Source organism: Microbulbifer weihaiensis (assembly GCF_048323715.1).
Classification (GTDB): Bacteria; Pseudomonadota; Gammaproteobacteria; order Pseudomonadales; family Cellvibrionaceae; genus Microbulbifer.
In genome coordinates this window covers 407,529-434,240 of the sequence record NZ_JBLWFL010000001.1, presented here as the reverse complement: position 1 = coordinate 434,240, position 26,712 = coordinate 407,529, and the positions used below count along the sequence as shown (strand labels likewise).

General features: G+C 57.7%; 22 protein-coding genes. 15 read left to right on the top strand and 7 right to left on the bottom strand.

Going from position 1 to position 26,712, the window contains the following annotated elements; translation table 11 throughout:
• Positions 1–42 precede the first annotated feature (42 nt).
• Both ACNKU7_RS01810 and ACNKU7_RS01805 read left to right on the top strand, forming a co-directional pair.
• Positions 43–1,512: a protein kinase domain-containing protein gene (locus tag ACNKU7_RS01810; RefSeq protein ID WP_418295244.1), complete on the top strand. Its 1,470-nt coding sequence runs from the start codon at positions 43–45 to the stop codon at positions 1,510–1,512.
• A gap of 338 nt (positions 1,513–1,850) precedes the next feature.
• Complete coding sequence (locus ACNKU7_RS01805) at positions 1,851–2,060, top strand: cold-shock protein (RefSeq protein WP_418295243.1); 210 nt, start codon at positions 1,851–1,853, stop codon at positions 2,058–2,060.
• Positions 2,061–2,137: 77 nt separating this feature from the next.
• Here the strand turns inward: ACNKU7_RS01805 and ACNKU7_RS01800 are convergent, their stop codons facing one another.
• Together ACNKU7_RS01800 and ACNKU7_RS01795 are read right to left on the bottom strand one after the other, a co-directional pair.
• Complete coding sequence (locus ACNKU7_RS01800) at positions 2,138–3,139, bottom strand: J domain-containing protein (protein ID WP_418295242.1); 1,002 nt, start codon at positions 3,137–3,139, stop codon at positions 2,138–2,140.
• Complete coding sequence (locus tag ACNKU7_RS01795) at positions 3,139–4,827, bottom strand: Hsp70 family protein (protein WP_418295241.1); 1,689 nt, start codon at positions 4,825–4,827, stop codon at positions 3,139–3,141. The genes ACNKU7_RS01800 and ACNKU7_RS01795 overlap by 1 nt, the downstream gene beginning before the upstream one ends.
• A gap of 348 nt (positions 4,828–5,175) precedes the next feature.
• On the opposite strand from ACNKU7_RS01795, the gene ACNKU7_RS01790 reads away from it, so the two are divergent.
• Entirely contained in the window at positions 5,176–6,378 is a 1,203-nt protein-coding gene (locus ACNKU7_RS01790; protein WP_418295240.1) for a DUF3667 domain-containing protein, read from the top strand.
• 51 nt (positions 6,379–6,429) lie between these two features.
• On the opposite strand, the gene ACNKU7_RS01785 is transcribed toward ACNKU7_RS01790, so the two are convergent.
• A complete protein-coding gene (locus ACNKU7_RS01785) occupies positions 6,430–6,846 on the bottom strand; it encodes a VOC family protein (RefSeq protein WP_418295239.1) in 417 nt (138 codons plus the stop codon).
• A gap of 465 nt (positions 6,847–7,311) precedes the next feature.
• Here ACNKU7_RS01785 and ACNKU7_RS01780 point away from each other — a divergent pair, with 465 nt between their 5' ends.
• The 4 genes from ACNKU7_RS01780 (at position 7,312) to ACNKU7_RS01765 (ending at position 10,436) form a co-directional block, all read left to right on the top strand.
• A complete protein-coding gene (locus ACNKU7_RS01780) occupies positions 7,312–8,100 on the top strand; it encodes an outer membrane protein OmpK (protein WP_418295238.1) in 789 nt (262 codons plus the stop codon).
• Positions 8,101–8,170: 70 nt separating this feature from the next.
• The gene (locus ACNKU7_RS01775; RefSeq protein WP_418295237.1) at positions 8,171–9,526 is read left to right on the top strand and encodes an NCS2 family permease; all 1,356 of its coding nucleotides are present in this window, start codon (positions 8,171–8,173) and stop codon (positions 9,524–9,526) included.
• A gap of 66 nt (positions 9,527–9,592) precedes the next feature.
• Positions 9,593–10,021 (top strand): DUF3574 domain-containing protein, encoded by a 429-nt coding sequence (locus ACNKU7_RS01770; RefSeq protein ID WP_418295236.1) that lies wholly within the window; start codon positions 9,593–9,595, stop codon positions 10,019–10,021.
• Positions 10,022–10,049: 28 nt separating this feature from the next.
• Complete coding sequence (locus ACNKU7_RS01765) at positions 10,050–10,436, top strand: hypothetical protein (protein WP_418295235.1); 387 nt, start codon at positions 10,050–10,052, stop codon at positions 10,434–10,436.
• Positions 10,437–10,480: 44 nt separating this feature from the next.
• On the opposite strand, the gene ACNKU7_RS01760 is transcribed toward ACNKU7_RS01765, so the two are convergent.
• Positions 10,481–11,578: an acyltransferase family protein gene (locus ACNKU7_RS01760; RefSeq protein WP_418295234.1), complete on the bottom strand. Its 1,098-nt coding sequence runs from the start codon at positions 11,576–11,578 to the stop codon at positions 10,481–10,483.
• A gap of 144 nt (positions 11,579–11,722) precedes the next feature.
• Positions 11,723–12,646 (bottom strand): LysR family transcriptional regulator, encoded by a 924-nt coding sequence (locus tag ACNKU7_RS01755; protein WP_418295233.1) that lies wholly within the window; start codon positions 12,644–12,646, stop codon positions 11,723–11,725.
• 125 nt (positions 12,647–12,771) lie between these two features.
• On the opposite strand from ACNKU7_RS01755, the gene aptA reads away from it, so the two are divergent.
• Positions 12,772–14,121, top strand: coding sequence for an omega-aminotransferase AptA (gene aptA / locus ACNKU7_RS01750; protein ID WP_418295232.1), 1,350 nt, complete (start codon positions 12,772–12,774; stop codon positions 14,119–14,121).
• A gap of 118 nt (positions 14,122–14,239) precedes the next feature.
• Positions 14,240–15,733: a CoA-acylating methylmalonate-semialdehyde dehydrogenase gene (locus tag ACNKU7_RS01745; RefSeq protein WP_418295231.1), complete on the top strand. Its 1,494-nt coding sequence runs from the start codon at positions 14,240–14,242 to the stop codon at positions 15,731–15,733.
• A gap of 72 nt (positions 15,734–15,805) precedes the next feature.
• On the opposite strand, the gene ACNKU7_RS01740 is transcribed toward ACNKU7_RS01745, so the two are convergent.
• Positions 15,806–16,597, bottom strand: coding sequence for a methyltransferase family protein (locus ACNKU7_RS01740; RefSeq protein ID WP_418295230.1), 792 nt, complete (start codon positions 16,595–16,597; stop codon positions 15,806–15,808).
• A 143-nt stretch (positions 16,598–16,740) separates the two neighbouring features.
• Here ACNKU7_RS01740 and ACNKU7_RS01735 point away from each other — a divergent pair, with 143 nt between their 5' ends.
• The 6 genes from ACNKU7_RS01735 (at position 16,741) to ACNKU7_RS01710 (ending at position 25,650) form a co-directional block, all read left to right on the top strand.
• A complete protein-coding gene (locus tag ACNKU7_RS01735) occupies positions 16,741–17,442 on the top strand; it encodes a winged helix-turn-helix transcriptional regulator (protein WP_418295229.1) in 702 nt (233 codons plus the stop codon).
• 255 nt (positions 17,443–17,697) lie between these two features.
• Positions 17,698–18,963 (top strand): OmpP1/FadL family transporter, encoded by a 1,266-nt coding sequence (locus ACNKU7_RS01730; protein WP_418295228.1) that lies wholly within the window; start codon positions 17,698–17,700, stop codon positions 18,961–18,963.
• A gap of 228 nt (positions 18,964–19,191) precedes the next feature.
• The gene (gene pepN, locus ACNKU7_RS01725; RefSeq protein ID WP_418295227.1) at positions 19,192–21,888 is read left to right on the top strand and encodes an aminopeptidase N; all 2,697 of its coding nucleotides are present in this window, start codon (positions 19,192–19,194) and stop codon (positions 21,886–21,888) included.
• A 186-nt stretch (positions 21,889–22,074) separates the two neighbouring features.
• A complete protein-coding gene (locus ACNKU7_RS01720; protein ID WP_418295226.1) occupies positions 22,075–23,961 on the top strand; it encodes a hypothetical protein in 1,887 nt (628 codons plus the stop codon).
• Between the two features lie 308 nt (positions 23,962–24,269).
• Positions 24,270–25,154, top strand: a complete 885-nt coding sequence (locus tag ACNKU7_RS01715; protein ID WP_418295225.1) for a transglutaminase domain-containing protein — start codon at positions 24,270–24,272, stop codon at positions 25,152–25,154.
• 139 nt (positions 25,155–25,293) lie between these two features.
• Positions 25,294–25,650, top strand: coding sequence for a DUF6632 domain-containing protein (locus tag ACNKU7_RS01710; protein ID WP_418295224.1), 357 nt, complete (start codon positions 25,294–25,296; stop codon positions 25,648–25,650).
• Here ACNKU7_RS01710 and ACNKU7_RS01705 read toward each other — a convergent pair.
• The gene (locus ACNKU7_RS01705; RefSeq protein WP_418295223.1) at positions 25,631–26,671 is read right to left on the bottom strand and encodes a hypothetical protein; all 1,041 of its coding nucleotides are present in this window, start codon (positions 26,669–26,671) and stop codon (positions 25,631–25,633) included. The two genes, ACNKU7_RS01710 and ACNKU7_RS01705, sit on opposite strands and share 20 nt — an antisense overlap.
• Between the last annotated feature and the right edge of the window lie 41 nt (positions 26,672–26,712).

Below are 26,712 nucleotides of genomic sequence, written 5' to 3'. Positions count from 1 at the left end.
CACTTCGGCAGCCCACCCCCTCTGTTGGCAAAGCTGGAAGTTATGACGCACTCCCAACTTCATATACCCGGTTACACCGTGCACGGCCCCATTGGCCAGGGCGGTATGGCATCGGTTTACCTGGCCACCCAGGAATCCCTGAACCGCAAGGTGGCGATCAAGGTATTGCGCAACAGCCACGAAGCGCAGCTGAATGAACGCTTTATCAACGAAGCGCATTTTATTGCCAGCCTCAGCAACCCCCACATCATCACCATCCACGATATTTCCACCCTGCCCGGTGGCGACCATTACATCGCGATGGAGTTTGTGGGCGGTGGTGACCTGGATGAAAATCGGGAACGTTTTCGCGAACCCGATGCGGTATTGCGCCTGATCCGCGAGATTGCCCAGGGACTTGCGGTGGTGCACGCCAAAGGCATCATCCACCGCGACGTAAAGCCGGCCAATATCCTGTTCCGCGACGACGGTACCGCCGTGCTGACCGACTTCGGCATCGCCAAGGATGTGGACAACAACTCGGACCTGACCCAGGCCGGCTTCAGCCTCGGCAGCCCTTCTTACAGCAGCCCCGAGCAAGCCCAGGGCAAGCCGCTGGATATCACCACCGATATCTACGGCCTGGGTGTGATCCTGCTGGAGCTGTTGCTCGGGTATAACCCGTTCAAGGGCGAGAGCCATACCAGTACAGCCATTAATCATATCCAGTTGCCGCTGCCCGAGTTGCCGGCCCATTACGACTACCTGTCGCCACTGCTGTCGCGCATGCTGGCCAAACAGCCCGGCGCGCGCTTTCGCAGCAGTGAAGAGCTGGTAGCAGCAATTGATCCGCTGCTGTTGCCGGCCAACCCCGGCGGTTCCTCCAAGCACAGGCGCCCGGATATCCGGCGCTGGCTTGCTGGCAAACAGCGCTTATTGCTGCCAGCTGCGGGGATTGCCAGCGCAGTACTCCTGCTGCTCGCACTCACCCATGAAAGCGAGACGGATCGTGAGATCGACCGCCTGCTGCAACAGGCAGAACTGGGCCTGGAGCAGGAGCGCTATATATTCCCGGAACAGGACAACGCCCGTTATTACTTTCGCCAGGTACTGCTGCTGGATGAGGACAATCGCGACGCCCTCAAAGGGCTGGCCCTGGTGACAGAAAGACGGGTGCAGGACTACGTGGCACGCGGCGCCGAGGCCCTGGAGCGCGGGGATCTGAACCGTCCAAAAGACAATAACGCCCTGCATTTTTACCGCGAGGCACTGGCACTGGATGCCGATAATCCGCACGCGCAGGCCGGAATCCGGCTGGTGGTGGCGGAATACACCCGTCGCGCCCGTGCCAGCCTGCTGGAAGGCGACCTCAAAATGGCGGATCGCAACGTCAAGCGCGGCCTGGCCGTGGAGCCGGAGAATCAGGAATTATTGGCACTGCGCAGTGAGATCGACCAGAAAACGCCGGCAGCAAAACGACTGATCCGCGATGTGTTCGGCCGGCTGCGCGAAAAGATCGACAACAACGGCTGACCTCCTCGTCGCCAGTGAAACGCCGGAAAACGGCCCCTGTTCCCGGACGCGACAAGCGGAAAGAGCCCCTGCAGGCCACTAAAGCCCCCAGAGTGCCCGGATTCCGTGCGCCTGACTGGCCAACCGGCAGAGAATTCACAGAAACCTGAACATTTTGTAGACAGCCCGCCCGGATACCTATAGAGTGGTTGCCTGCTAGAAAGAAAGCCAAATATTTACAATCTACATTTCGCTGTTTTACTCGTAATACCTCGTCCTGTGTTTTTAAGTCTCGGCTTATTTTCCAAGCAACACCGCCTCTCGTAGGCACCAATCCGATTCAACACCAGGATTTATCAATGTCCAATACAGTGACTGGAACCGTTAAGTGGTTCGACGAAACCAAAGGCTTTGGCTTTATTGAGCAGCAGTCTGGCCCAGACGTATTTGCGCACTTCAGCGCCATCGCCAGCACCGGCTTCCGCACCCTGACCGAAGGCCAGGCCGTTGAGTTCAATGTAACTCAAGGCGCCAAAGGCCTGCAGGCAGAGAATATCGTAGTACTGTAATCGTACTGGATATCCGAAAACGGGCCCTACGGGCCCGTTTTTTTTGATCTAAAAAAACTGATTTGCCGAAGCGGCCTTTACCGACTTGACAAGTAACACTTGAAAAATAGAGTCAATAATGCGGGTATTGCCAGAGAAAAGAACTGACTGAAACCTCGTGAATATAAGAAAATCGCGAGCAATACCAGCCCAGTAACCATCACCGCACCGCCAAACAGTGGCATCAGTTCCCGCCAGATACCCCGATCCGTGGCTTCATAAAATCCGATCAGGCTCGCGCGCTCCACTCGCCCACCTTTGACACCCAGTCCAGCCGGCGAACTCGCATCACGCGGCACACGAAGTGCATTCCACTCCCGCTCACTGATCCAGTGAAAATCGGAATTGCTCAACTGGCTAAAATTGAGATATTGATCGAGCCGCTCCATCGCCCCCACCCCCACCGGTGCCTGCGCAGCTCCAGACCGCGAAAGGTTGTACTGGGCGATTTTCTGCAGGATTTGGCCCGTCAGGTGGTAGCGGAATTCCGCATCCAGCAGATAGCGACAGTCGGCGAGAAAATCCCAGTGCCTTTCATTGGCGGTATCCGGTGCGGCGAAGATAGAGTCCAGCCGGGCAAGCGCATCCGCCAGGGCCTGTTGCTGGGGGTCATCCAGGTACTGTGCCGGTTCCTGGGCCTCCAGCGCGCTCAGGCACTCGACGGTAAAGCCCCCATCCTGCCGCGTAATCCGGTAATCCTCCAGCTCCAGCTCAAACTGATCCTCCGGAAAATGTTCTATCGCCTCATTGATACGGTGAAACACTTCTGCGGTCATCCCCGGGGGCAGGAATTCTTCCGGTACGGCGTCTCCCTTCGCGGTGTCCTCGCCAAGCGGCTCGCTTCGCCCATGTGGCGTCTGATCATCAGTGGAGCCAGGATATTCGAGCCGAAAGAGTGCCTCCTGGTACGCATCGTTGATTTTCTGGAATTCCTGCGGCGCTTCATCCGGCCGGAACTTTTTGATCAGGCGTGCATAGGCCTTCTTGATCGTAATGCGATCACTGGCCTCCGGAATCTCGAGAATGCCCCAGCAGTTCATTACAGCCACTCCTCCAGATCATACTCCTCCAGCCGCTGCTCAAACTCCTTCTGTGCCTTGGCGATGTCCACTTCGTTCTGGCGATTCAGTACCGCCTCAAAACCGGAAATTATCTGGCCGATCCTCTCGCGGTTTTCGCCGAGTGACATTTCGTACAGGCGCTCCCCCCGCGCCAGCAGCGCTCGGTTTTTCTCACTCTCGCGCGGGTGGAATTTCAGTTTCTGCAGGCGTGCCAGGGATTTCTTGAATTCCTCCTCACTGAGGCTGGCAGGGGAATTCTTGATGACCTTGTTATATTTACGCCCACTGCTCACCACGGTGACATCAACATCCAGAATACCGTTCATGTCATAGCTGAAGCGCACGTCAACCGACTCTTCCATGGCCCGGTTATTCGGCACTGCAATATCCATACTGCCAAGAAAGACATTCTTGGACGGCTGCCGGTGCTCCCCCTGATAGACGCTGATCTTAATTTCAGTCTGATTGTCCGCTACGGTATAGAAGCGCTTGACCCGGCTGACGGGCACGGTGGCGTTGCGCTCAATGATGGGAGAAAACACCTCAAGATACTCACCCTTGTCTCCATCCAGCGAGTTGATGCCGAGGGTGAACGGACATACGTCGGTCAGCACAAGATCCTCCAGTGCGGCATCCTTCGTTGCCAACCCGGCCTGCACTGCCCCACCTTTTACCACGGCAAAGTCAGGATCAATCGTACAGGCCGGCAAGCGACGGAACAGTTTTGCCACCGCCGAACGCACCGCGGCCATTTTGGTAGCTCCGCCAACCAGCACAACCTCGTCAATTTCCGACGGTGAGATACCTGCATCCCGCAGCGCGTTCCCAATCGGTCGCTGCAGTCGCACCAGCAGCGGGGTTACCACCCTGACAAACCAGTCGCTGTCGACCGAAATCGAATGGGACTGTCCTGCCCCGGTAAAAGTAATCTCCTGTGCCGCACCGGATATGCGGCGTTTCGCCGTTTCCATTTTGATATGCAGCTGGTGCAGCTCTGTCGGCGACAGCCCACTTCGGTCACAACCCGCGAGTTTCAGTGCGGCATCCACCATGGCGTCGACAAAATCTTCCCCGCCCAGAAAGTTGTCTCCGGCCGAAGCATGCACCTGCATCACGCCTTCGAAAAATTCCAGTACGGTTACATCCAGGGTTCCGCCACCGAGATCCACGACAACAAACACCCCCTCTTTCTTTTCGTGCAGCCCGTAGGCCATGGCAGCGGCTGTCGGTTCGTTGATCAGGCGATCGACCCTGAGGCCGGCCAGTTCACCGGCTTTCTTGGTGGCAAAACGCTGGTTGTCATTGAAGTAGGCTGGCACGCTGATAACCGCCTGCTCCACCGGGCACCCGAGAAATGCCTCGGCATCCTCCTTGAGTGATTTGATCACCAGTGACGACAGTTCGACGGCATTGAATGTCCGGTTGGCGATGACGACTTTATGCGAGGTACCCATCAACCGCTTGAACACAGCCACGGTATCGGCCGGGTTTGTAATAAGCCGCTCTTTCGCCGCCCTGCCCACCAGTACTTCACCGCGGGCATCAATGCCCACGACCGAAGGCGTAAGCAGGTCGCCAAGTTTGTTGGGGATATATATGGCGTCGCCGTCACGCCAGATGGCGCAGGCACTGTTGGTGGTACCCAGATCGATCGCGAGAATGGTCATTGTGCCCTCGGATTTTTATCATTGGCGCAGGATCCTCGGCACCGCTTCTTTCCCGCACTCTGAACCGTTTAGCGTAGTACGCAGGTGCCGGTTTCATTGATCGTCGCCACGAGTATTGGCACGACAATCTTTACTTGTCGGCACACCTCGCCTGCCTCACCTGTCTCGAGGGATAAAACAGCATTCATCGTTGCAGCTGGCGAGATCGCACAAGCGGCCGGTAGTGTCCCGGGCGCCGGTTTGCCCTTATGATCAGGCATCCTCCACGCCCGTTTGCCCGCGCTTGCAGCCGGTATTCACGGGTTAACCCTTAGTCTCTGATTTATGCGGCGGGCCCGCGATTGCGCCATGAGTGAAACGGATATCCTGACGGAACAGGAAACAACAAGCGGGCAGCTGCCGGAGCAGGCACCTAAACCGACGGCTAATGATCCGGCAGGCACACCGGAAGCCAGGTGCGGGAACTGCAACGAGCCGTTGCTCGGATCTCATTGCTACGCCTGCGGCCAGCCGGCAAAAGGCCTCGTGCGGCACTTCCCGGAATTAATTGGGGATTTTTTCGAATCGGTGTTCGGCCTCGATTCGCGGATTTCACGCACCCTCGGCCCACTGCTCTGCAAACCCGGCTTCCTGACCAATGAATATCTCGCTGGCCGCCGCATGCGTTATGTGAGTCCGGTGCGCCTGTTTGTGTTCCTGTGCCTGACAGCTTTCTTCCTGGCACAGTTCAGCAGCGACTGGCGTGATGTCACTACTGTGAACGTCACCGATGCAGAAGGACGGATTCAGCTGTCCGGCGTTGAACAGAATATCGCCGAGGCCACCAGCATTGAGGAAGTCCTGCGCTTGCGTGACCAGGCCCTTGCGGACATCGAGGACGCGGCCAGGGAATCCACCGATGTACCGGGTATGCGCGGCGTGATGGCGGGTTTTGAACAGGTGGTGCGGGGCCAGGCACAACGCCGTATCCGGGAACTGGATCCGACTGCCGTTATCGACAGTGACAGCCAACCGCAGCAGCGCAACTCCAACCCGCTGCAGATCGCCGGCGCACCGCAGGCAATCAATACCTGGCTGGAAAAGAAGAGCGAGAGACTGGCGAACAACATCGGGCGTATCCAGCAGGATCCAAACCTGCTCAAGGATGCCCTGTTTGGCGCGATTCCATCGGCGCTGTTTATCATGCTGCCATTTTTTGCGCTGCTCCTCAGCGTGTTGTATCTGCTGAAGCGCCGCCTGTATATGGAGCACCTGATCGTCGCCCTGCACAGCCACGCGTTTTTGTCCCTGGCTTTATTGCTGGCGGTCGTGCTGTTCGATCTGCGCGCCTGGCTGGCAACACCAGGAACTTTTGTAGACACCCTGTTTACCCTGACGCTGAGCGCGCTGGCCGTGTGGGTGCCGGTGTACCTGCTGCTGATGCAGAAACGGGTTTACCGGCAGGGCTGGCTGGCGACTTCGGTCAAATTCACGATCCTGGGTATCGGCTATCTGACCCTGCTCGGCACCGCCACCACGTTCACCGCGCTGACCAGCATCGTTAATCTTTAATGCTCGATTCGGGTGTGCAGCCCCCAGCAGCGCGGGCTGGATCCCCGGTGGCTATTTGAACATCAGCTCGGGATTGACCATGGATTTCATTTCCAGCACGTTTCCGTTGGGATCCTGGATAAAGAAGGTTTCCTGCTCGTATTCATTGCCCACAAACCGACGATACGGTTTGTCCAGGTAAGTGAGGCCGGCGGCCTCGATGCGCCCCTTCAATGCCTGGAATTCATCGTTCGGCAGGTGCGCACCAAAGTGCGGCACCGCCACCGCGCCCATGTCCACATCGTGGCGCACACTGGGCAGCTGCTCCTCGCTCTGGTGCAGCGTGAGTTCATTGCCCCAGAAATCAATGTCCACCCAGCGCCCGGCTTCACTGTTGCCGGTTTTGCAGCCCAGCACATCACAGTAAAAGGTTTTCGCTGCTTCCAGGTCACCGGCGGGTATCGCCAGGTGCATACAGTTGGATTTCATCGACGTTCCTCTCGATGGCAAGCACACCGGTTGGCGGCAGGTTTGCCTGCAGGCACAGTTGATTTCACACGCCTGCAGCAGTGGAAAACTCACTGGCAGATTAGCAGAACGCAGCGACCGGCGAGACGCGGGAGCCGCTTCTTACCCCCTCGGCCCCCTGCGGGATGCCGGGCGGGATCAAAGCTTCCGTCCCTGTCGAAGGAATACCCGACCTGAATTCAAGCACGCAGGCGAATCTTCGGCTTATGTGAGAGCTCCAATTCCAAACAGCGCCCCAAGGAATCCCCAACTGAAAGCAAAAAACACCCCTTACCCTGCGGTCATTCGCAGCACAATTGCCCGTCATGGCAGTGGAAAAGCACGTCTAATTCCGGTAGATTCCGCGCTTATTTTTTAACCAATTTCTGACTATTAAGTCGCCAATCGCCGCGGGATGGACTCCGCCAGCCGAATCTGAGGTACCCAATGAAGCTGACCAAGTCCCCGCTACTGGCTTTTGCCGCCGGTTTGTTCTCTGTCTCCAGCTCCGCCGAAATGTTCTGGCAGGACAACAGCCTGACCGGCCTGCGCGGCAACGACTACAAGGTGCACTACAGCCTGGACAGCAACGACTCCAAGCGCACCGTGATGACCTTTGAGCACGCCAGTGGCCACAGCTGGGGTGACCTGTTCCTGTTCAGTGATTATCTGGTGTCGGATGACAACTCCAAAGAGTGGTACTCCGAAATATCCCCGCGCCTGAGCCTGGGCAAGCTGAGCGGCAAGAAATTGGCTTTTGGTCCGGTTAAGGACGTCCTGCTGGCAGGGCAGCTCGAGCTCGGCAATATGGATGACCCCGATCGCCTCACCGCAACCGGCCCACATTTTGCAAACACTCTCGCTGGTGTGGGTTTCGATCTGGATGTACCCGGTTTCACTTTCTTCCAGGCGAACCTGTACCAGCGCAACAATGAAGACAAGGCCGATAACGAACAGCTGACGCTGGCGTGGGGCCTGCCGTTTAAATTGGGCAGCGAAGAATTTCTCTACGACGGTTTCCTCGACTGGGCCAGCGCATCCGCCGACGCACACTCAAGCATGAACTTCACGTCGCAGCTGAAGTGGGATATCGGTGCGCGCGCCGGCAAACCGAAAAAGCTGTATGCCGGTGTGGAGTATGTGCACTGGAATGACAAGTTTGGCATCAAGGACGGCACCTTCGGTATCGACTCCAACGAGCGCAATGTGAACTTGCTGGTGAAGTACCACTTCTGATCGCAGAGAGGTTTGCTGGACGAATCCAGCAATTGATCAATCAACCAAAACAAGACCCGGCCTCCAAAACATGACTGAAAACACCACGACCCCGGTTACTTCAACACCCGCGTCACACGCAGTTCCGCAGCCCTCGCTGCTGGAGCGTTTGTTCAAGATTTCGGAACGCCAGACCAGCGTGCGCCAGGAAGTTGTCGCCGGCCTGACGACCTTCCTGACCATGGCGTACATCGTGTTTGTGAACCCCAATATCATGGCGGCCGCCGGTATGGATCAGGGAGCGGTATTCACTGCGACCTGTCTCGCCGCTGCGGTTGGCTGCCTGATCATGGGGCTCTACGCCAATTACCCCTTTGCCCTGGCACCCGGCATGGGCCTGAACGCGTTTTTCAGCTACGTGGTTGTCGGTGAGATGGGCTACAGCTGGCAGGTGGCGCTGGGCGCGGTGTTTATCTCCGGTGTGGTGTTCCTGCTGCTGAGCATCTTCAAGGTGCGCCAGTGGGTCATCGACAGTATTCCGATGTCTTTGCGCCAGGCACTGGCCGCCGGCGTGGGTCTGTTCCTCGCGATCATCGCGCTGAAAAGTGCCGGTATCGTCACTGCGAGCCCGGCGACCCTGGTGACCCTCGGTGATATCACCTCCAGCGATGCGGTGCTGGCCGCGTTGAGCTTTTTCCTGATTGCTGCGCTGGCTCACCGCAAGGTACTCGGTGCGGTGATGATCGGTATTCTGGTGGTGACTGCCATCGCGCTGATCATGGGCAAGGTTGCATTTGGCGGCCTGGTGTCGGCACCACCGAGCATGGCGCCGACCTTCCTGCAGCTGGACATCGCCGGTGCTTTGAACGTAGGCATGATCAGCGTGATCTTCGCCTTCCTGTTTGTGGACCTGTTCGACACCGCCGGCACTCTGCTGAGCACCGCCGACCGCGCCAAACTGCTGGATGAGAAAGGCCAGCTTCCGGGTATGGGTAAAGCCCTGATGGCGGACAGCTCCGCGTCTGCCGTGGGCTCCCTGATCGGCTCGTCCACCACCACCACCTATGTGGAAAGTACCGCGGGTGTGGCCGCCGGTGGCCGCACCGGTCTTACCGCTGTTGTGTGTGCAGGCCTGTTCCTGCTGGCCCTGTTCTTCTCGCCGCTAGTGGGAATGGTGCCGGCCTGTGCCACCGCAGGCGCGCTGATGTATGTGGCGGTGCTGATGACTTCCGGCCTGTCCAACATCGACTGGGATGACATTACCGAAGCCGCACCGGCGGTGATCGCGGCGGTGATGATGCCGCTGTCGTTCTCCATCGCCAACGGTATCGCCCTGGGCTTTATCGCCTATGCAGTGATCAAGACCCTGAGCGGCCGCTCCAAAGATGTGAGCATCAGCGTCTATGCGCTGGCGGCACTGTTTATTGCCAAGTTCATCTTCTTCTAACTGGAACTGGCCACGCGCCCTCTGTAACCTGTCTCCTGCACTGATACAGCGAGACAGGGAGGGCGCTTGCGCAACATCATTCTTATCGGCTACATGGTGGCTGGCTTTGGCCTTACCGCCTGTACCACCCCGCTTACGCCCTCCTCCCCTCTTGCACTCACTTGTCGCACTGGCGAAACCCCGCAGGTTTACGACCAACTGTTTTTCGGAACCAAAATGCCGGACGGCGACGTGGACGACGACGCGTGGCGGGCATTTCTGCAAGATACCATCACACCCAGGTTCCCCCGTGGACTGACCGTCTTATCTGGCGCAGGGCAGTGGCAATCCGGTACCGGCGACATCATTCACGAACCCAGTTACATATTGTTGGTGGTACACCCGGGTAACCGGACAAGTGAAAAGGCCATCGCGGAAGTGATGCAGGCCTACAAAACGCAGTTTGCGCAACAGGCGGTTCTCAGGCTGCGCAACCACACCTGCGTCTCCTTCTGACCGGTACACAGCCAAACAGCACAGAGCCATGCATCCCAACCGCTTTTACCAGCTGCAGCTGAAATACCACGAAAACACGGTGGCCTTTATGGCGGGCACACAGAATTTCCGTGCACAGCTGCATTCGGCATTCATTAACCTTGCGGCCAAAAGCTCCAATACCAGGGCGACACTGCTGGTGCACCATCAGCTGCACGGCTGGCTGCAGGTCTGTGATGAGGAAAACCGCTACCCGATTATCCACAACCCCCTGCGACTGGACTGTGAACAGTTATGGCGGGCGGTTATCCACACCCTGGCCGAAGCAGATGCATGGCCCACAGACGAAGATAAACGGCGCTGGAAGCTTGAGCGGGAAATGCGGCGGCGACAGGCCCTCGCGGAGGCAAGGCGTCGGCAATTCAGGCTAATTTAAGACTTACCTCTATAAAAGTCCTAATCAATCCCATCAAACCATGGTTATGCCACAGCGAGCGGTTCGACTTCCCGGCCACGGCTAAATCGCCGTCCGAGTTGAATCGCGGGCCGCTCCACGAGATAGTATGTCGCTGATGCGATCAGAATAGTGACCAAAAACGCCCACCCCATGAATACCCACAGGGACCAGTGGCCGGTAAAAGCGGCCCAAGATTGCTTGTGTAGCCAGTGCACCAGTGTCATTACAACCGGGTGAAACAAATAGACTGAGTAACTTATAAGACCCAGCCAGGAAAGCAGCTTCGGCACCTGCCACGGCAAAAATACCGCCAACAGGAAAACTGCCAGAGCTATCGGGTAGGGCGCACCAAAACGAATCGGCGCATCGATAACGGAAATGCCAACCCAGTGCAGAAAAAGAACACCCACCGGGATAGAAAACGCTGCTGCAGGTGCCATCAGGAAGAAAATCTTCATCCTCAAGCTATTGTCATCCCAGATCACTGCTCGCAGGATCGTCCCGCAAAACATTATCGCCAGAAAGTAAGGGATATACCTCAACTCTGCTGACACACCTAAACCCCACCCCTGCAGTCGAATGAAAATTTCCTGCACAGCAAACAGGGCTACCAGCCCGACTGAAAGAATCGTCAAGAAAACCATGTTGCGCAGTTTTCCGGCAAAAAACAGACCGGCACAGATACTGTAAAAGATCAATTCGACCTGCAGAGTCCAGTACAGCCCCTGTATGTGCGCGTAGCCAAAGATTTTCTGCAGCATGGTAAGATTCGCCACAATGGTTGCCGGCTCCCATGACCGGCTGGCAAAAACACCACCAATAAGAATTGCGAGCAACACGGAAAGCCAGTAGATGGGGAAAAGCCGAAAGAAGCGTCTAACTGCAAACTGTTTTAACGCCCCCTGCCCCGAAGAAAAACTATGAGGAATGATAAATCCCGAAATCAGGAAAAAGCACACAACACCGATACGCCCGAAATCCACACTCCAGGCCACATCAGCCAACCAGCTCCCGCGCTCGGCCACTCCAGGAATTTTTACGAAGGATTCGGAGGTGTGCTGCCAAACCACCAACAGAGCAGCAATCCCCCTTAGGGCATCCAGGCGATCAATCCTTGTCATTTCAAATCCATTCGGGTCAAAGATTTTAAAGTCGCGCAAGGTACCCTAAGTACAACTGCCTTCCAAGACGCCCCGAATATTCATTGCTATTAATGGGAGCTAAGTTTTATACGGCCAATACTGGTAAATATATTTTTTGGTACGTTAGACATGCACAGTTGCCAAACAGTCCCACAATGTCTGGACAATCCGTGACGGCCTCGGTGAAACCCGCTGGATCGCGACGAAATCGCATTCGTAGTGATAGCGCTGTGGACAGATCGCCCGGATCTCCCCTTTCTTCAAAAACGTTTCCGCATAGTGATCCGGCAGATAGCCGATATAGCGGCCGGACTGCAGGCAGTGGACGATGGCCTCCTGGTCGTTGACGGTAATGTCCCGCTCGAGACCCAGGCGATTGCCCACCTCCATGTTCGGCGAGTGGTAACCAAGCCCTGCATACTTCGAGTTGCGGATCGCATCGTCGTCGATAGAGATGTCTGCGGTTTCGAACAGGGGGTGGCGATAGCCGCAATAGAGGTACATCTGCTCATAGAACAGGTGCTGGTATTCGAGGCTGGGGGATGCGCGGTGCGCGGGAATTACCCCCAGCTGGAAACGCCCTTCCATCACCCCGCGCTCAATTTCGTTGATGGGCTCGATGTGGATATCCAGGCTCACTTCCGGCGCCAGGTCATCGAAGCGGCGCAGGGCCTCGCCGATACGGGCCGCAGGGTTGGTGACCATCTTGTCAAACAGGGCGATGGCGATATGCCCGGTCATGCGCTTGTGCACATCCGCCACCTCACCGCGGAAAGTGTCCAGGGAAGCGAGCAAGCGGAGGGTGGCCTGGTAGATCTGGCGTCCCTCATCGGTGAGCGCGAAGCCGCCGCGACCACGGCGGCACAGGTTGACCCCGAGGCGCACTTCCAGGTCCTTGATATGCCGGCTGATGGTGGAGCGCCCCACATTCAGCTCCAGCTCCGCCGCGGTAAAGCCTCCCGCCTCCGCCACCGCGCGGAATACCCGCAGCAGCCGCAGGTCGATGTCACTCAGCTGCCCCAGCAGTGCTGCCTGTTTGCGCGCCATATGGCTTCCCCTCACAAAGTTTCATATATATGAAACTAAAGATCGATAAATTGCAATTTATGAAACTTTGATCCTCTTCTACATTTGCCGCAACTCAACCGCCAACAGGGCGGAAATAACAAGAAATGGAGAGTAGCGTGAGCGACAAGTTTGCCGGGCTGACCCAGTCTCAACTGGATGCCCACTGGATGGCCTACACAGGCAACCGCCAGTTCAAGAAAGACCCGCGGATCATTACCGGTGCCGATGGTTGCTATTACACCAGCGCCGATGGCCGCCGTATCTTCGATGGCCTCTCCGGCCTGTGGACCTGTGGCGCCGGCCACAACCGCGTGGAAATCGCCGATGCAGTAAGTGAGCAGTTACGTACCCTGGACTACTCCCCGGCGTTCCAGTTTGGCCACCCGAAGGCTTTCGAACTGGCCGAACGCATCACCCAGTTCATGCCGGAAGGCCTGAACCGCGTGTTCTTCACCGGCTCCGGCTCCGAGTCGGCCGAGACCTCCCTGAAGATCGCCCGCGCTTACTGGCGCAAGAAGGGCATGCCCAGCAAGACCAAGCTGATCGGCCGCGCCAAGGGCTACCACGGGGTGAACTTCGGCGGTATCAGCGTCGGTGGTATCGGCGCCAACCGCGCCCTGTACGGCACTGCCGTGGATGCCGACCACCTGCCGCACACCGTGCTGCCGCAGAACAAGTTCTGCAAGGGCATGCCGGAGGAAGGCGCACACCTGGCCGACGAGCTGCTGGAAATGATCGCCCTGCACGACGCCTCCAACATCGCTGCGGTGATCGTGGAGCCGATGGCCGGTTCCGCCGGTGTGCTGCCGCCGCCGGTGGGCTACCTGCAGCGCCTGCGTGAGATCTGCACCCAGCACAACATCCTGCTGATCTTCGACGAGGTGATCACCGCGTTCGGCCGCATGGGCGCCGCCACCGGTGCCGAGGCCTTCGGCGTAACCCCGGACATCCTCAACACCGCCAAACAGCTCACCAATGGTGCGGTGCCCATGGGTGCGGTGATTGCCAAGCAGGAAATCTACGACACCTTTATGGAGCAGGGTGGCCCAGAGTACCTGCTGGAGCTGCCACACGGCTACACCTACTCCGCGCACCCGGTGTCCTGCGCGGCGGCACTGGCCTCCCTGGATATCCTGGAGAAGGAAAACCTGTTCGCCCGCGCCGGGGAACTGGCGGTAGTGCTGGAAGAGCGTGTGCACCAGCTGAAAGGCAGCCCTCTGATCACCGACATCCGCAACTGCGGCGTGGCCGCCGGCCTCACCATCGAGGCGGCACCGGGTGAGCCGCTGCTGCGTCCCTATCAGATCGCCATGAAGATGTGGGAGAAGGGTTTCTACGTGCGCTACGGCGGCGACACCATCCAGCTGGGCCTGCCATTTGTGGCGCAGCCCGATGAAGTCGACACCCTGGTCAGCGCGCTCGGCGATGCTGTTGCCGAGGTAGCGGCGGGTTAATTCCCCCACACGTCACTCCGGCACAGGCCGGAGTCCAGTGGCTCGACGCTGGATGCCGGATCAGGTCCGGCATGGCGATAAAAAAACGACGAATACCGAATTGAGAGCGAGGAAAGACATGAGCATTGTGGGTCACTTTATCAACGGCCAGGTAGTAGACGCTGCCGAGCGCACCCAGGACGTTTTCAACCCGGCGACCGGCGAGGCAACCAAGCAGGTGGCCATCGCGGCCAAGAGCACTGTCGAGGAAGCCATTGCTGCCGCCCAGGCCGCCTACCCCGCGTGGCGCAACACCCCACCGGCCAAACGCGCCAAGGTGATGTTCAAGTTCAAGCAATTGCTGGAAGACAACGCCGAGCAGATCTGCGCAATGATCGGCGAGGAGCACGGCAAGATTTCCCACGACGCCATGGGCGAACTGACCCGCGGCATCGAGAACGTGGAATTTGCCTGCTATGCGCCGCAGATGCTGAAAGGCGAACACAGCCGCAATGTGGGCCCGAACATCGACTCCTGGAGCGAGATGCAGCCGCTCGGCGTGGTGGCCGGTATCACCCCGTTCAACTTCCCGGCGATGGTACCGCTGTGGATGTTCCCGCTGGCGATCGTGTGCGGCAACACCTTCGTACTGAAGCCATCCGAGCGCAACCCGTCCGCCTCCCTGTACCTGGCGAAGCTGCTGCAGGAAGCCGGCCTGCCGGACGGCGTAATGAACGTGGTGAACGGTGACAAGGTTGCCGTGGACACCCTGCTCACCGATCCCCACGTGCAGGCCGTCAGCTTCGTGGGCTCCACCCCGATTGCCGAATACGTATACGCCACCGCGAGCGCCCATGGCAAACGCTGCCAGGCTCTGGGCGGCGCCAAGAACCATGCGATCATCATGCCCGACGCGGACATGGACAATGCGGTAGCCGCACTGACCGGTGCCGCCTTTGGCTCTTCCGGCGAACGCTGCATGGCACTGTCAGTAGCCGTGTGCGTGGGCGACGCCGCCGCCGATGCACTGATCGAGAAAATGAGCGCAGAAATGCAGAAGCTGAAAGTCGGTGCCTACACCGACAGCAGCAACGACTTCGGCCCGGTAATCACCGAAGCGCACATGAACAAGGTGAATGGCTACATCACCAGCGCCGAGCAGCAGGGCGCCACCATTGTGGTGGACGGCCGCAACCCGAAAGTGGCCGGCTACGAGAACGGTTTCTTTGTCGGCGGTACCCTGATCGACAACGTAAAGCCGGGCATGACCTGCTACGAAGAAGAAATCTTCGGCCCGGTGCTGCTGGTAGTGCGCGCCAACAGCATGGAAGAAGCCATGCAGATGATCAACGATCACGAGTACGGCAACGGCACCTGCATTTTTACCCGCGACGGCGAAGCGGCGCGCTACTTCAGCGATAACATCCTCGTCGGCATGGTGGGTATCAACGTACCGCTGCCGGTGCCGGTTTCCTACCACAGCTTCGGCGGCTGGAAGCGCTCCCTGTTCGGCAGCCTGTCCGCCTACGGCCCGGATGGTGTGCGCTTCTACACCAATCGCAAAACCATCACCCAGCGCTGGCCGTCCAGTGGTGTGCGTGAAGGTGCGCAGTTCTCCTTCCCGAGCAACTGAGTTTTTCCAGACGCAAAAAAAACCGGCCCCGTGCCGGTTTTTTTTGTTTTATACCTTTGCGCTAACGGGATTTCAGCGACCGAGCCGGGGCAGCAGGCGTCCCACCTGCCGGCTGTACTCTTCGTAGTCAGCACCCAGTGTGCGTTTCAGCGCGCGCTCCTCAAACCACAAACCGATAAACACGTAGGCAGTCAGTGCCAGCGTCATCAGCAGTTTCTGCGCTGACATTTCCGGCACGAACCAGATGCCCAGCAACATGCCGGTCATGATCGGGTGACGGATATAGCGGTAGAGACCGCGCTGCACAAAGTGCGGGCTGGAAACCGGGCGCCCGCGCAGGTGTTCCCACCCCTGCCGCAAACCAAATAGTTCGAAGTGGTCGATGGTGAAGGTGGCGGCAAACAGAATCACCCAGCCGAGCCCACCCAGGGCAAGGAGTATGGCATGGGTGATGCCTTCAGCCTGCCAGACCGACGCCGGCATCGGCGACCAGAAATAAAGCATTGGCAGCAGGTAAACACCGGTGGCCAGCACATAGGTACTGCGCACGCTGGCTTCGGGAAAATACTGGCTGTACCAGTTTTTGAAGCGAGGACGCGCCATGGCGGTGTGCTTGTAGCCGAAACCAATGACCCACGCCAGGTTCCATGCGATTGCCACACCACTGCTGTCGAATACGGGCCCCTGGGCAATCAGTGGCAGCCCGACGGGCAACAGCCCGGTCATCCACAGGATGAGTGCGACCAGACTCGAGCAGCCCACTGCGTAGGCGAAAATACTGTAAATAAAAACCAGCGTGCGACTGGTGATTGAAGCGCCATTACCGGGGGTGGATGGATATTCCCGCACAGTTTCCGTTGCCATGATGTTCTCCCTGTTTTTGCTCATCAGTTGCGACAGGCGTGCATTCTGGCAAAGGAAAAATTGGTCACCTAGTGCATAAGATGTAGTATCTCGCTACAGATTATGTAGCTGCCGTATCACCAAACCTTATTGAGGGAACAATAATGAAGTACGGCCTGTTTTGCCCCGTCGCCAAGGCTGCGGAACTCCTGTGCGAACGATGGACGCTGCTGATCCTGCGCGAACTCCTGCACGGCACCTGTAAATACAGCGAGCTGCAGCGCGGCCTGTCACGTATTTCCCCTTCTTTACTCGCCAAGCGCCTGCGCGAGCTGGAGCAGGCGGAACTGCTTTACCGCCAGAGGATTGACGGTGGCAAGGGCTACGAATACTTCCTGACTGAATCCGGGCGCGCCGTCGGCCCCCTGGTAGTCATGCTGGGGCACTGGGGCCTGTACTGGGCCCGGGCACAAATCGCCGACGAGGAACTGGATCCGGAGTTACTGCTATGGGACATCCAGCGGCGCCTGGACGACAGCTACTTCCCCGGCGGTAAAGCCGTACTCAAATTCCAGTTCAATGATGTGCCGGTATTTCCAAACTGGTGGCTGATGGCCAATGGCTCGGAACGCGACCTGTGCACCGAGGATCCGGGGCGGGATGTAAACGTCTACTTCAGCGGTTCAGCGCGCACACTGATCGAAGTCTGGGGCGGCACGCTGCCACTGGAAGAAGCTCGCACCCAGCGCGGCCTCAAGATTGTCGGCGACCGCCAACTTGTCAATACGCTGCCACGCTGGTTTCTGCTCAGCTCACTGGCGACCACGCCTTCGGCACTGCGACCGCAGGCGGCCGTGACCTTCTGAGCCACCCGGCGCACGCGCTAAACCCTATACGATGTCAGGATCGCCAGCGGGAGTTTTTCCCGCTGCGTCTCAAGCGACCGCAGCAGTTTGCCATTCCACCGAATCCCGAGCTGCGATCACCAGCGCTGTCTGCGGCGCCACTTGGGCATAAGCATAGAAATATTTCATATTTCACCGGCCAATGACCGCCAACTTAGAATCAGCGTCCCAATTAGCGCCCCCTGTGCGAATTTTTGCCCTGACTAAGTAGGTTCAATGACCATCAAGCTCGCCCCCCTGTCCGCCGCCATCGCTTCTTCCACCGCACTGCTCACCGCCTTCTCCGCCCAGGCCACCAATGGCTATTTCGTCGAAGGTGCCGGCCCCAAGGCGCAGGCGATGGCCGGCGTGGGCATCGCCCTGCCGCAGGACGCATTGACCGCGGCCAACAACCCCGCGGGCACCGCGCTGGTGGGCGATCGACTGGACATAGGCCTCACCTGGTTCAGCCCTGATCGCAGTGCGCGTATCAGCGGCAACCAGGCCGGTGCCGACGGCGACTACGACGGCAATGACAAGACCGATTTCGTCATCCCCGAGCTGGGCTACACCCGCGCCCTGTCGCCGAGCCTGAGCTACGGCATTGCCGTATACGGCAACGGCGGCATGAACACGAGCTATGAAAGCAACCCGTTTGCCGCATTCGGCTCCAGTGGAGCCGCCGGCGTGGATCTCGCCCAGCTGTTCATCACTCCGTCGCTGGCCTACCGCCCGACGCCGGAACACGCCTTCGGGGTTGCCGCCACCTTCGCCGTGCAGCGCTTTGAAGCCACCGGCCTGCAGGCTTTCGACAACCCCTACGTTTCCGCCAGTGCCGGCAACGTCACCGACCGCGGACACGACACCGCCCACGGCTGGGGGGTAAAACTCGGCTGGATCGGCCGCCTGCACGAAAACCTGAGCCTGGGGCTCACCTGGTCTTCGCGGATTGAGACCAGCGACTTCGACCGCTATCAGGGTCTGTTCGCCGATGGCGGCGGTTTTGACATCCCGGAAAACTATGGCGCCGGCCTGAGCTGGACGGCGACCCCGCGCCTGACGCTGGCGGCGGACTGGCAACGTATCCTGTATAGCGACACCGGTTCCGTGGGCAACTCCCTCGGCCTGCTGTTCGAGGGCAAGCCGCTGGGCGCCGAAGATGGCCCCGGCTTTGGCTGGGAGGACGTGGAAGTAACCAAGATTGGCGCCGCCTACCGGCTCACCGATGCGCTCACCCTGCGCGCCGGCTTCAGCCACGCCGAGCAGCCGATCCCCGACGGTGAAGCCTTTATCAATATCCTCGCCCCCGGTGTGATCGAGGATCACGGGAGCCTCGGCGCAGACTGGAATACCAGCGTGGGCGAGTTCACCGTGTCTTACACCCACGCGTTCGAGAACAAAGTGCAGGGCAACAACTCCATCCCCGCCGCATTTGGTGGTGGCGAAGCCGAGCTGGCCATGGATCAGGATATCCTGCGTTTCGGTTGGTCGCGCGCGTTCTGAAATCTCGCACAAGCTGCCGCGCCAATGACCCACGCCAATGCCCCGCTTCAAGCGGGGCATTTTGTTTTCGCTGCCGGAAAAACGGCCCCTTCGAGCATCCGCGATGAAATGCCGTTTCACCGGGATGAAGCGCCTATATGAAATTCTGCCCCGTGATATAAGGATGCACCTCGCGTTGAAAATCCTGTCACAACGCGCTCCCGCATAACAAATTTACACGGGGTCTTTATGAACCATTCCGGAAAATTCGCCCTTGGCGTGCTGTGCAGTGCCGTACTGGCTGCCTGCAGCCTCGAACCAAACCAGCTCCAACAGACTGCAGGCACCAGCACCGCGCATGCGCAGGCCAAATCCGCCGAGGCCCGTGCTGACGTACCGGGACTGTCTGAAACCTATGCCCAGCTGCGCAAGGAGCAGATCGCCCAGGTGGACTACACCCTGTCTGTCACCATCGACAAGACCGGCGAAGTCTTTTCCGGCCGCGTGATTGCTGACACCCAATTCCGCCGCAACCTGCTGCAGCCGCTGACCATCGACTTTGCCGGCGGTGAAGTGAAAGACGTGCAGGTCGATGGCAACACCGTTCCGTTTGCCTACAACGGCCAGTTCATCACCATCGAACCGAAATACCTGGAAGGCCGCAAGCACGCCATCGCGATCGACTACACCCACGTGTACTCCACGAACGGTTCCGGCCTGCACCGCTTTGAAGACCCGGTGGATGGCGAGGTGTACATGTACACCGACTTCGAACCCTACGACGCCAACCGCCTGTTCCCGCACTTCGACCAGCCGAACCTGAAAGCGCACTACACCCTGGATGTGACCGCGCCGAAAGACTGGAGCGTGATTTCTTCCGTGCGTGAGGAAAGCGTGAAGGCGAACGGCGACGTCAACCACTGGGTATTCCCGCAGTCGAAGAAATTTTCTTCCTACATTTTCTCACTGCACGCCGGTCCTTTCACCGTGTGGGAAGACGATGCCGACGGTATCCCGCTGCGCCTGTTCGCGCGCAAAACCCTGGCGGAATACGTGAAGCCGCAAGACTGGTTCACCTTCACCAAACAGTCTTTTGAATTCTTCCAGAAGTACTTCGAAGTGGATTACCCGTTCGTTAAATACGATCAGGTCATCGTGCCCGACTTCAACGCCGGCGCCATGGAAAACGTGGCCGCGGTTACCTTCAATGAAACCTACGTTTCCCGCGGCGAAAAAACCCAGGCCCAGCGCATGCGCCTGGCCAACGTAATCGCCCACGAAATGGCGCACATGTGGTTCGGCGACCTGGTAACCATGAACTGGTGGGACGACCTGTGGCTGAACGAAAGCTTCGCCACCTACATGGCCAACCTGGCGCTGGCGGAAAACAGCGAATTCGACGATGCCTGGGAGAACTTCTACCTGGGTACCAAGCAGTGGGCCTACGATGCAGACCAGCTGCCCACCACCCATGCAATCCAGCTGCCGGTGAAAAACACCGATGAGGCATTCGCCAACTTCGACGGTATTACCTACGGCAAGGGTGGTTCCATCCTCAAGCAGCTGCCTTACTACCTGGGCAAGGAAGAGTTCCGCAAAGGGGTTTCCAACTACCTGAAGGACCTCTCCTACAAGAACTCCACCCTGAATGACTTTATGGGTCACCTCGGCAAGGCCGCCGGCAAGGACCTGAGTGAGTGGCAACAGCAGTGGCTGTACCAGGCGGGCCTCAACAGCATCCACGCCAGCTTCCAGTGTGAAGGCGGCAAGATCGCCAGCCTGACCATCGAGCAGAGTGCACCGGCGGACTACCCGACCCTGCGCGAACAGCGTACCCAGGTTGGCCTGTACAACCTGCAGGGCGACGAGATGGTATTGAGCAAGGCCATCCCGGTGACTTACAGCGGTGCCAGCACCGAAGTCACCGCAGCCAAAGGCGAAGTCTGCCCGCAGATCGTGTACCCCAATGAGGGCGACTGGGCCTTTGCCAAGGTCACCCTGGATCAGGTATCCGTGGACAACATGTCCAAGCACATCAACGACATCGCGAGCCCCTTCACCCGCCTCATGATGTGGCAGAGCCTCGAAGACAGCGTGCTGGATGCAAAACTGCCGATGGACGACTACGTGCGCTTCGCCCTCGCCAATGGCGGCGCCGAGCAGGACATCAACGTCATTCGCATGATCTCCCGCCACCTCACTGGCCACTTCATGGTGATGAGCCAGATCGACATGGACGGCAGCGAGCGCAAACAACTGCAACAGGCGATTGAAAGCTTTGCCTGGGATCAGCTGAACAGCGCCGCAGCAGGTAGCGATGCGCAGAAAGTCTGGTTCGCAACCTTCACCAGCGTTGCCCACAGCCAACAGGCTCTGGCCAATGCCGAGAAACTGCTGAACGGCAAGCTCAGCATCAAGGGCCTGAGCCTGGATCCGGACAAGCGCTGGAACCTGATTGCGCTGCAGAATGAGCACCTCTTCGGTGATTATGAAAAAGCGATCAAAGACGAACTGGCGAAAGACAGTTCCGACCGCTCGCAGCTGAATGCCATCGCCGCCGAAGCCATGCGCCCGCAGCAGGCCGTCAAGGCCAAGTGGCTGGGCAACATCCTGGAGCACCGCGACCAGTTCAAACTGGCACAGCTCAAGTATGCCGCCAGCGCCCTGTTCCCCACCGGGCAGCAGGAGCTGTACGTTGCCAACGCGGATCGCATTGTTGCCGCACTGGACGAAGTGAACAGCAGTGACGCACCGGAGCTGGTGGGCACTTATGCACGCCTGTTCCCACTGAACTGCAGTAAGGATGGCGTTGAACAGGTAGAAGGCATCCTCAATAGCGGCAAGCAACTGAATCCGCTGCTGGAGAAAGCCCTGAAAAATCGTCATTTCAGAAACCAGCGCTGCCTGGACATGGCGGAAGCCATGGGCAGCCACACTGCCGGCTGACATTGAACCCTTGATTAAAGGCCCTTCGGGGCCTTTTTTCTTGGCTTGGGAAATCCGCCCGGCAACTCGCCGGTACCTGATAACCGTGCTATAACCCCACCCCGGAAAAGTGTGCGGAATTTCACAAACGCCAAGCACGCTTTGCCAATCCATTTTTTAGAGCATTACACGTTTCAGGGGGTGAGCATGGCGTTCGATTATGGATCGATCGACCTTGGGCTTAAAAATCCATTCAAGGCCGAGGGCGCGGTTAACGCCGTCCGCGGTGGTTTACAGGCCATCGCCGGTCTGGTTCTGCTGATTTCTGCGGCAGGCACGGTCAAAGAGAATGCCGGCGCCGGCTGGATCCTTATGGCCTTCGGCCTGCTGCTGCTCGGCGGCGGTATCAAGGTACTTGCGGGCGGCATCTACGCAACCCTGCGCTATTTTGTCGGCCGCAACCACCCCACCTCGCTCGCCACCAACCGCAGCAAGTCGGAAAGCAGTACCGCCCAGGAAGAGTCCAGCTATGTGGCCTATACCGCAAAGCAACTGGAAGAAATGCTGGTCGGCCGCAAGAACGCGACCTTCACCGAACCCCAGGGTTTCCTCGCGCGCCTGCTGCACACCTTTGTGCCCAAGCTTCTGTTCATGCCCTACCCGATACGCAACTTTGCCCAGCGTCTTTTTGGCGCCTGGGTCAGTACCGCAGTGGGCCTGATCGCCTATGGCCTGGTGGCCTTTGTGTCCCTTGCGGGCTTTGCCGGTGCAGCCGGTGAACTGCTGTTCCCGGTGTACTCCATCCTGCTGATGGTTTACCTGCTCCTGGTCTGGCGACGGGCAGGAAAGCCGATCAACCGCAAGGCTGAGCGCCATATTGAGTCTCTCGGCGGCAGTGCCCTGACCAAGACCATCAGCCTTGCGCTGATTGTGCCGGTGATCGCCGGCTTGGTCGCATCCTGGATATTCGCCAAAAGCAGGGTAACGCCTGAGCAGCTGGATACATTCACCGCCCAGATCCCATCACTGAATCCCGGCCTGTATATTTTTTCCGTGCTGCTCCTCGGTGCAGGCAGCGCTGCACTGGTGTTCGCGCTGATGCGCATGCGCCTGTCCGCCACCACCCCGGTTGTCGAAGTTTCCGAGCTGCGGGAGAACTGGCAGGAATCCGTACATCCTAATGAGATTTTCATCAATCTCGATAACCTGGTGATGGCAAATCGCCGTTACAAGGAAGTGCCAAACCGGGTTTACCGCGAGCTGGATCCTCAGCTACAGGAACAAACCGACGGCAAAGGCGGATTCCGCGGCGAGATGATCCAGGAAGTACAGCCCAGGGTGAAGCCCCTGGATCTGGGCGAGGGCTTCAGGAAAGTCCGATTGGCAACCCTCATCGGCGGCAATGTATTGAGCGTCATCGCGATACTGTTCACCCTGATGCTGGCGTACAAAGCCGTGGATATCTACAGCTTTATCGCTGCGCCGGAAACCGGCACGCTCAAGCAGATCCTGAACAGCGAACAGATCTTTACCCTGCTGGGCATGGGTATGGGTGCGCTGCACCTGTTACTTGTCGGCTTCCTGCTCAAGTCGTTTGGTCAGCTGCTGGGCAATGCCGCACACATCTACTTTGCTGAAATCCAGTTCGAGTCGCTGCTGGTGTACTTCAAGTGTGAAGGTACCTTTACCGAGTCCAAGATTTCCACGGGTACCGGTATTCACGACAGCACCCGCTCTGAAAATACCCTGGTTCGCAGCAGTATCACGCCATGGGTCGTGGTGTCCCGTATCGTGTCATCCACCTTTGCCTCCACTGGCATGCAAAACCTGGAACACCCCCGCCATATCCTGGAAATGCACCGGGATGAACGGGAGCTGCAGAGCATCAAAACCGACGTAGTCAACTTCCTCAAGGATCGCGAATCCATCGCTACGATTACCAGTGCGCGTGATCTCGGCAATGCTTCACAACTCCACCAGCTAAACCAGCAAACCCGCGCCATGCCCATGAGCCAAGGACTCGAGCAGGATGCCGAACAGGCGGGATATCTGCGCCGGGAAGAGGAGATCCGACTGGAGAATCAGGACAAGTAAACATTATTGCCCGACGCTCCGCGCGGCCTGCCCCGGAATATTTCCGGGGCACCCATTCCCCAGCATTTGCCACGCCGAGAAACCTCTACCAAAGATCACAGATCTGTACAACGCAACAATCGCTGTCATTCACCCCCTTTTACGCGACCAACAGCCAATTCCGTTCACCCGCTGCTAGCTTCCATTCATCGCGCCGCAGAGACCTGGCGATTCAGTTTATCGACTAATTCCGGGCATCCACCGTTACAGAACATCCGTTTTCCAATTTAGGTGCATCTTAAAAGATACCTACAAGGAGGAATGGACTAATGCGCTGGATTGCGATTTTGATCATTATTTTTCAAATGGGTTGTGCAACCCAAACTCCTGATATCAAGGCGCACTACTCGCCCGAAAATACCAGGCACATTCTTGAGCAGACACGAGTTGCAGCTAGCGGTATTACGTCAGAAAAATCAACGGACTTACTTGCCACCAGTGAAGAAATGCAAGACTTCCTGAAATCCATCGATCCTTCCCTCACCCCTAGCCGACGATTCCGTCAAGCAATCCGGACTCTCAAGCTCAATGAATTCAGACTCGAATACGACCTGAATCGAACCACAAATGCAGCTGAAGCTTTCAAAGATAGACGCGGAAATTGTATTTCATTCGCGGCGTTAATCGTTGCCCTGGCACGAGGGGTAGGGTTGGAAGCACATTTCAATCGGGTAGACGCACCACTAGGCAGCGCAAAAATCCGCAATGCGAATGGCCGACAGGTACAGCAAAGTATTTTGCATATTAATGCGGAAGTATCCTATGGCTGGTCCTCACAAGTGATCGAGATCAACTTCACGCCACGATCCCGGTATCCACATATCCCTCTGGGAGATGAAGAAGTTAAATCCATGTATATGAACAACCTGGCGCTGGAGGCCTCCAACAATGGCGACTTGCCATTGGCATTTTCACATATAGGCAACGCTTTGGCGCTACATCAGCAATCTGCAATTGCTTGGACAACCCTCGGCTACCTCTACCGGCAGCACGGCGCTCTTGATCTGGCAGAAATGAGTTATAACCATGCACTGTATTTGGATGCAGACAATACCGCTGCACAACTTAATTTACGTAACATCTATCAACTAAGGGATCAGAGGGTACTCTCCAGTAACAATCAACACGTCATAAAATCCGCTCCAGAGGCGTAAATATTTTTGAGAGCTTACTCCGCCAGCTAATACCATACGACTTATCAATCAACAGATTTTTCCAGAAGTAACTATGCTTGCTCCGGTAAATTGAAATTTGTGGAATCAGATTATGGAAGCAGCCAGGAAATTGACATTATTGAAAATATTACTGGTAGTGACCGGCATTTTCTTCATCTTTGGCATCTATGCCATGATGATGTGGATCTGGCCGGAAGGCTGGGGCTGGACCCCACGCCAGCCTGAATACGAACAAATGATCATGGGCATTTATGCAACGCTGGGCGTATTCCTGATCCTCGCTGCCCGCGATCCACTGGCAAATCGCAGCCTGATCTGGTTTACGATCTGGTCCAGCATCGTACATGGCGGAATCATGTTGATTCAGGCTCTGGCGGATAAAACTGAGCGGGCCAATCTACTGGGCGATGTGCCCGCCCTCCTCATCGTAGCGGCACTCCTGTGGTACCTGATGCCTAGAAAACCGGCAGGCTAAAGCCAAATGCGAGCGTCAGGCTATTGGCCTTCTCCCAGCTTGTACTGTCAGATCCCAGCTGGAAGCTCCACATGCCCCGATCATCACTGAACTGTACGAGCCACTGCCCATCAATCATTTCGTACCCGAGGTAGGGGTTACCCGGCAATCGCCCCCAGCGTATACCAGGGCGGTAGCGTAAATCGCCATCGAAGTATTCGAGATCCAGCATCCAGTCAGATGACGGTCGGTATTCCGTATACTGCGCCTCTGCGAAGAGCGGCATGCGCTGGCGATAGTCGGTCAGCAGGCGCTTGCCAGAAAACAAAGGGCTGAGCTGCACTGCATTCGCCACATCCCGATCAACAGTATCAAATGCGCCCTGAGTATGCGGCGCCTGCCGCCACTCGATTGCACTGTACAGATCCTGAAGTATCAGCCTGGCTGAGCGATGCGTTCCCGTATAACCCAGATTCAGATCCAGCGCCAAGCCCCGCCCTTTAGGTGGCTCAAACTGGTGCTCCAGCAACAGGTCTTCGCTGTAACGATAGTCGAGCCTGGCACTACCGGAAAAAAAGTCGCCGTTGCTCCCCAACTCGCCGGCAAGAATCCCATCCTGAAAATCACTGGCACTCAACAAGGAGAGATCCGCTTGCGCGAAAAATCCGGATGACCATTGCCAACGGCGTTGGAGTTTTACACCCTGTGCTCGCAGTTGGGAGATTTTCAGCAAAACCGGTACCCGCCCTGCGGGTGCATCAAGGTCATTTTCATCCCGATAATAGAGATCCGTGGTGGCCTCGTTGTAGCCCAGCTGATAGTCGAAACGCTGGGTATATCCAAAGCCCCATCCCTCATACCATACGCCCTGAAAGAAGCGATTGCGGGTCCAGGTACTGTCACCTTTGCCCGGTGGCTGGCGCCACTCATCGGCGAATTCTTTGATCGGCAGCGCTTCACTCACGGTTCGTGTGGTGAATTGCAGCTGAATCCCATTATTTTCCAGTGCGACTGACTCTTCCGGCACATTCACCAGTATCAAAAACAGAAAAGGCCACCAAAGGTGGCCTTTATTGCTCCTGT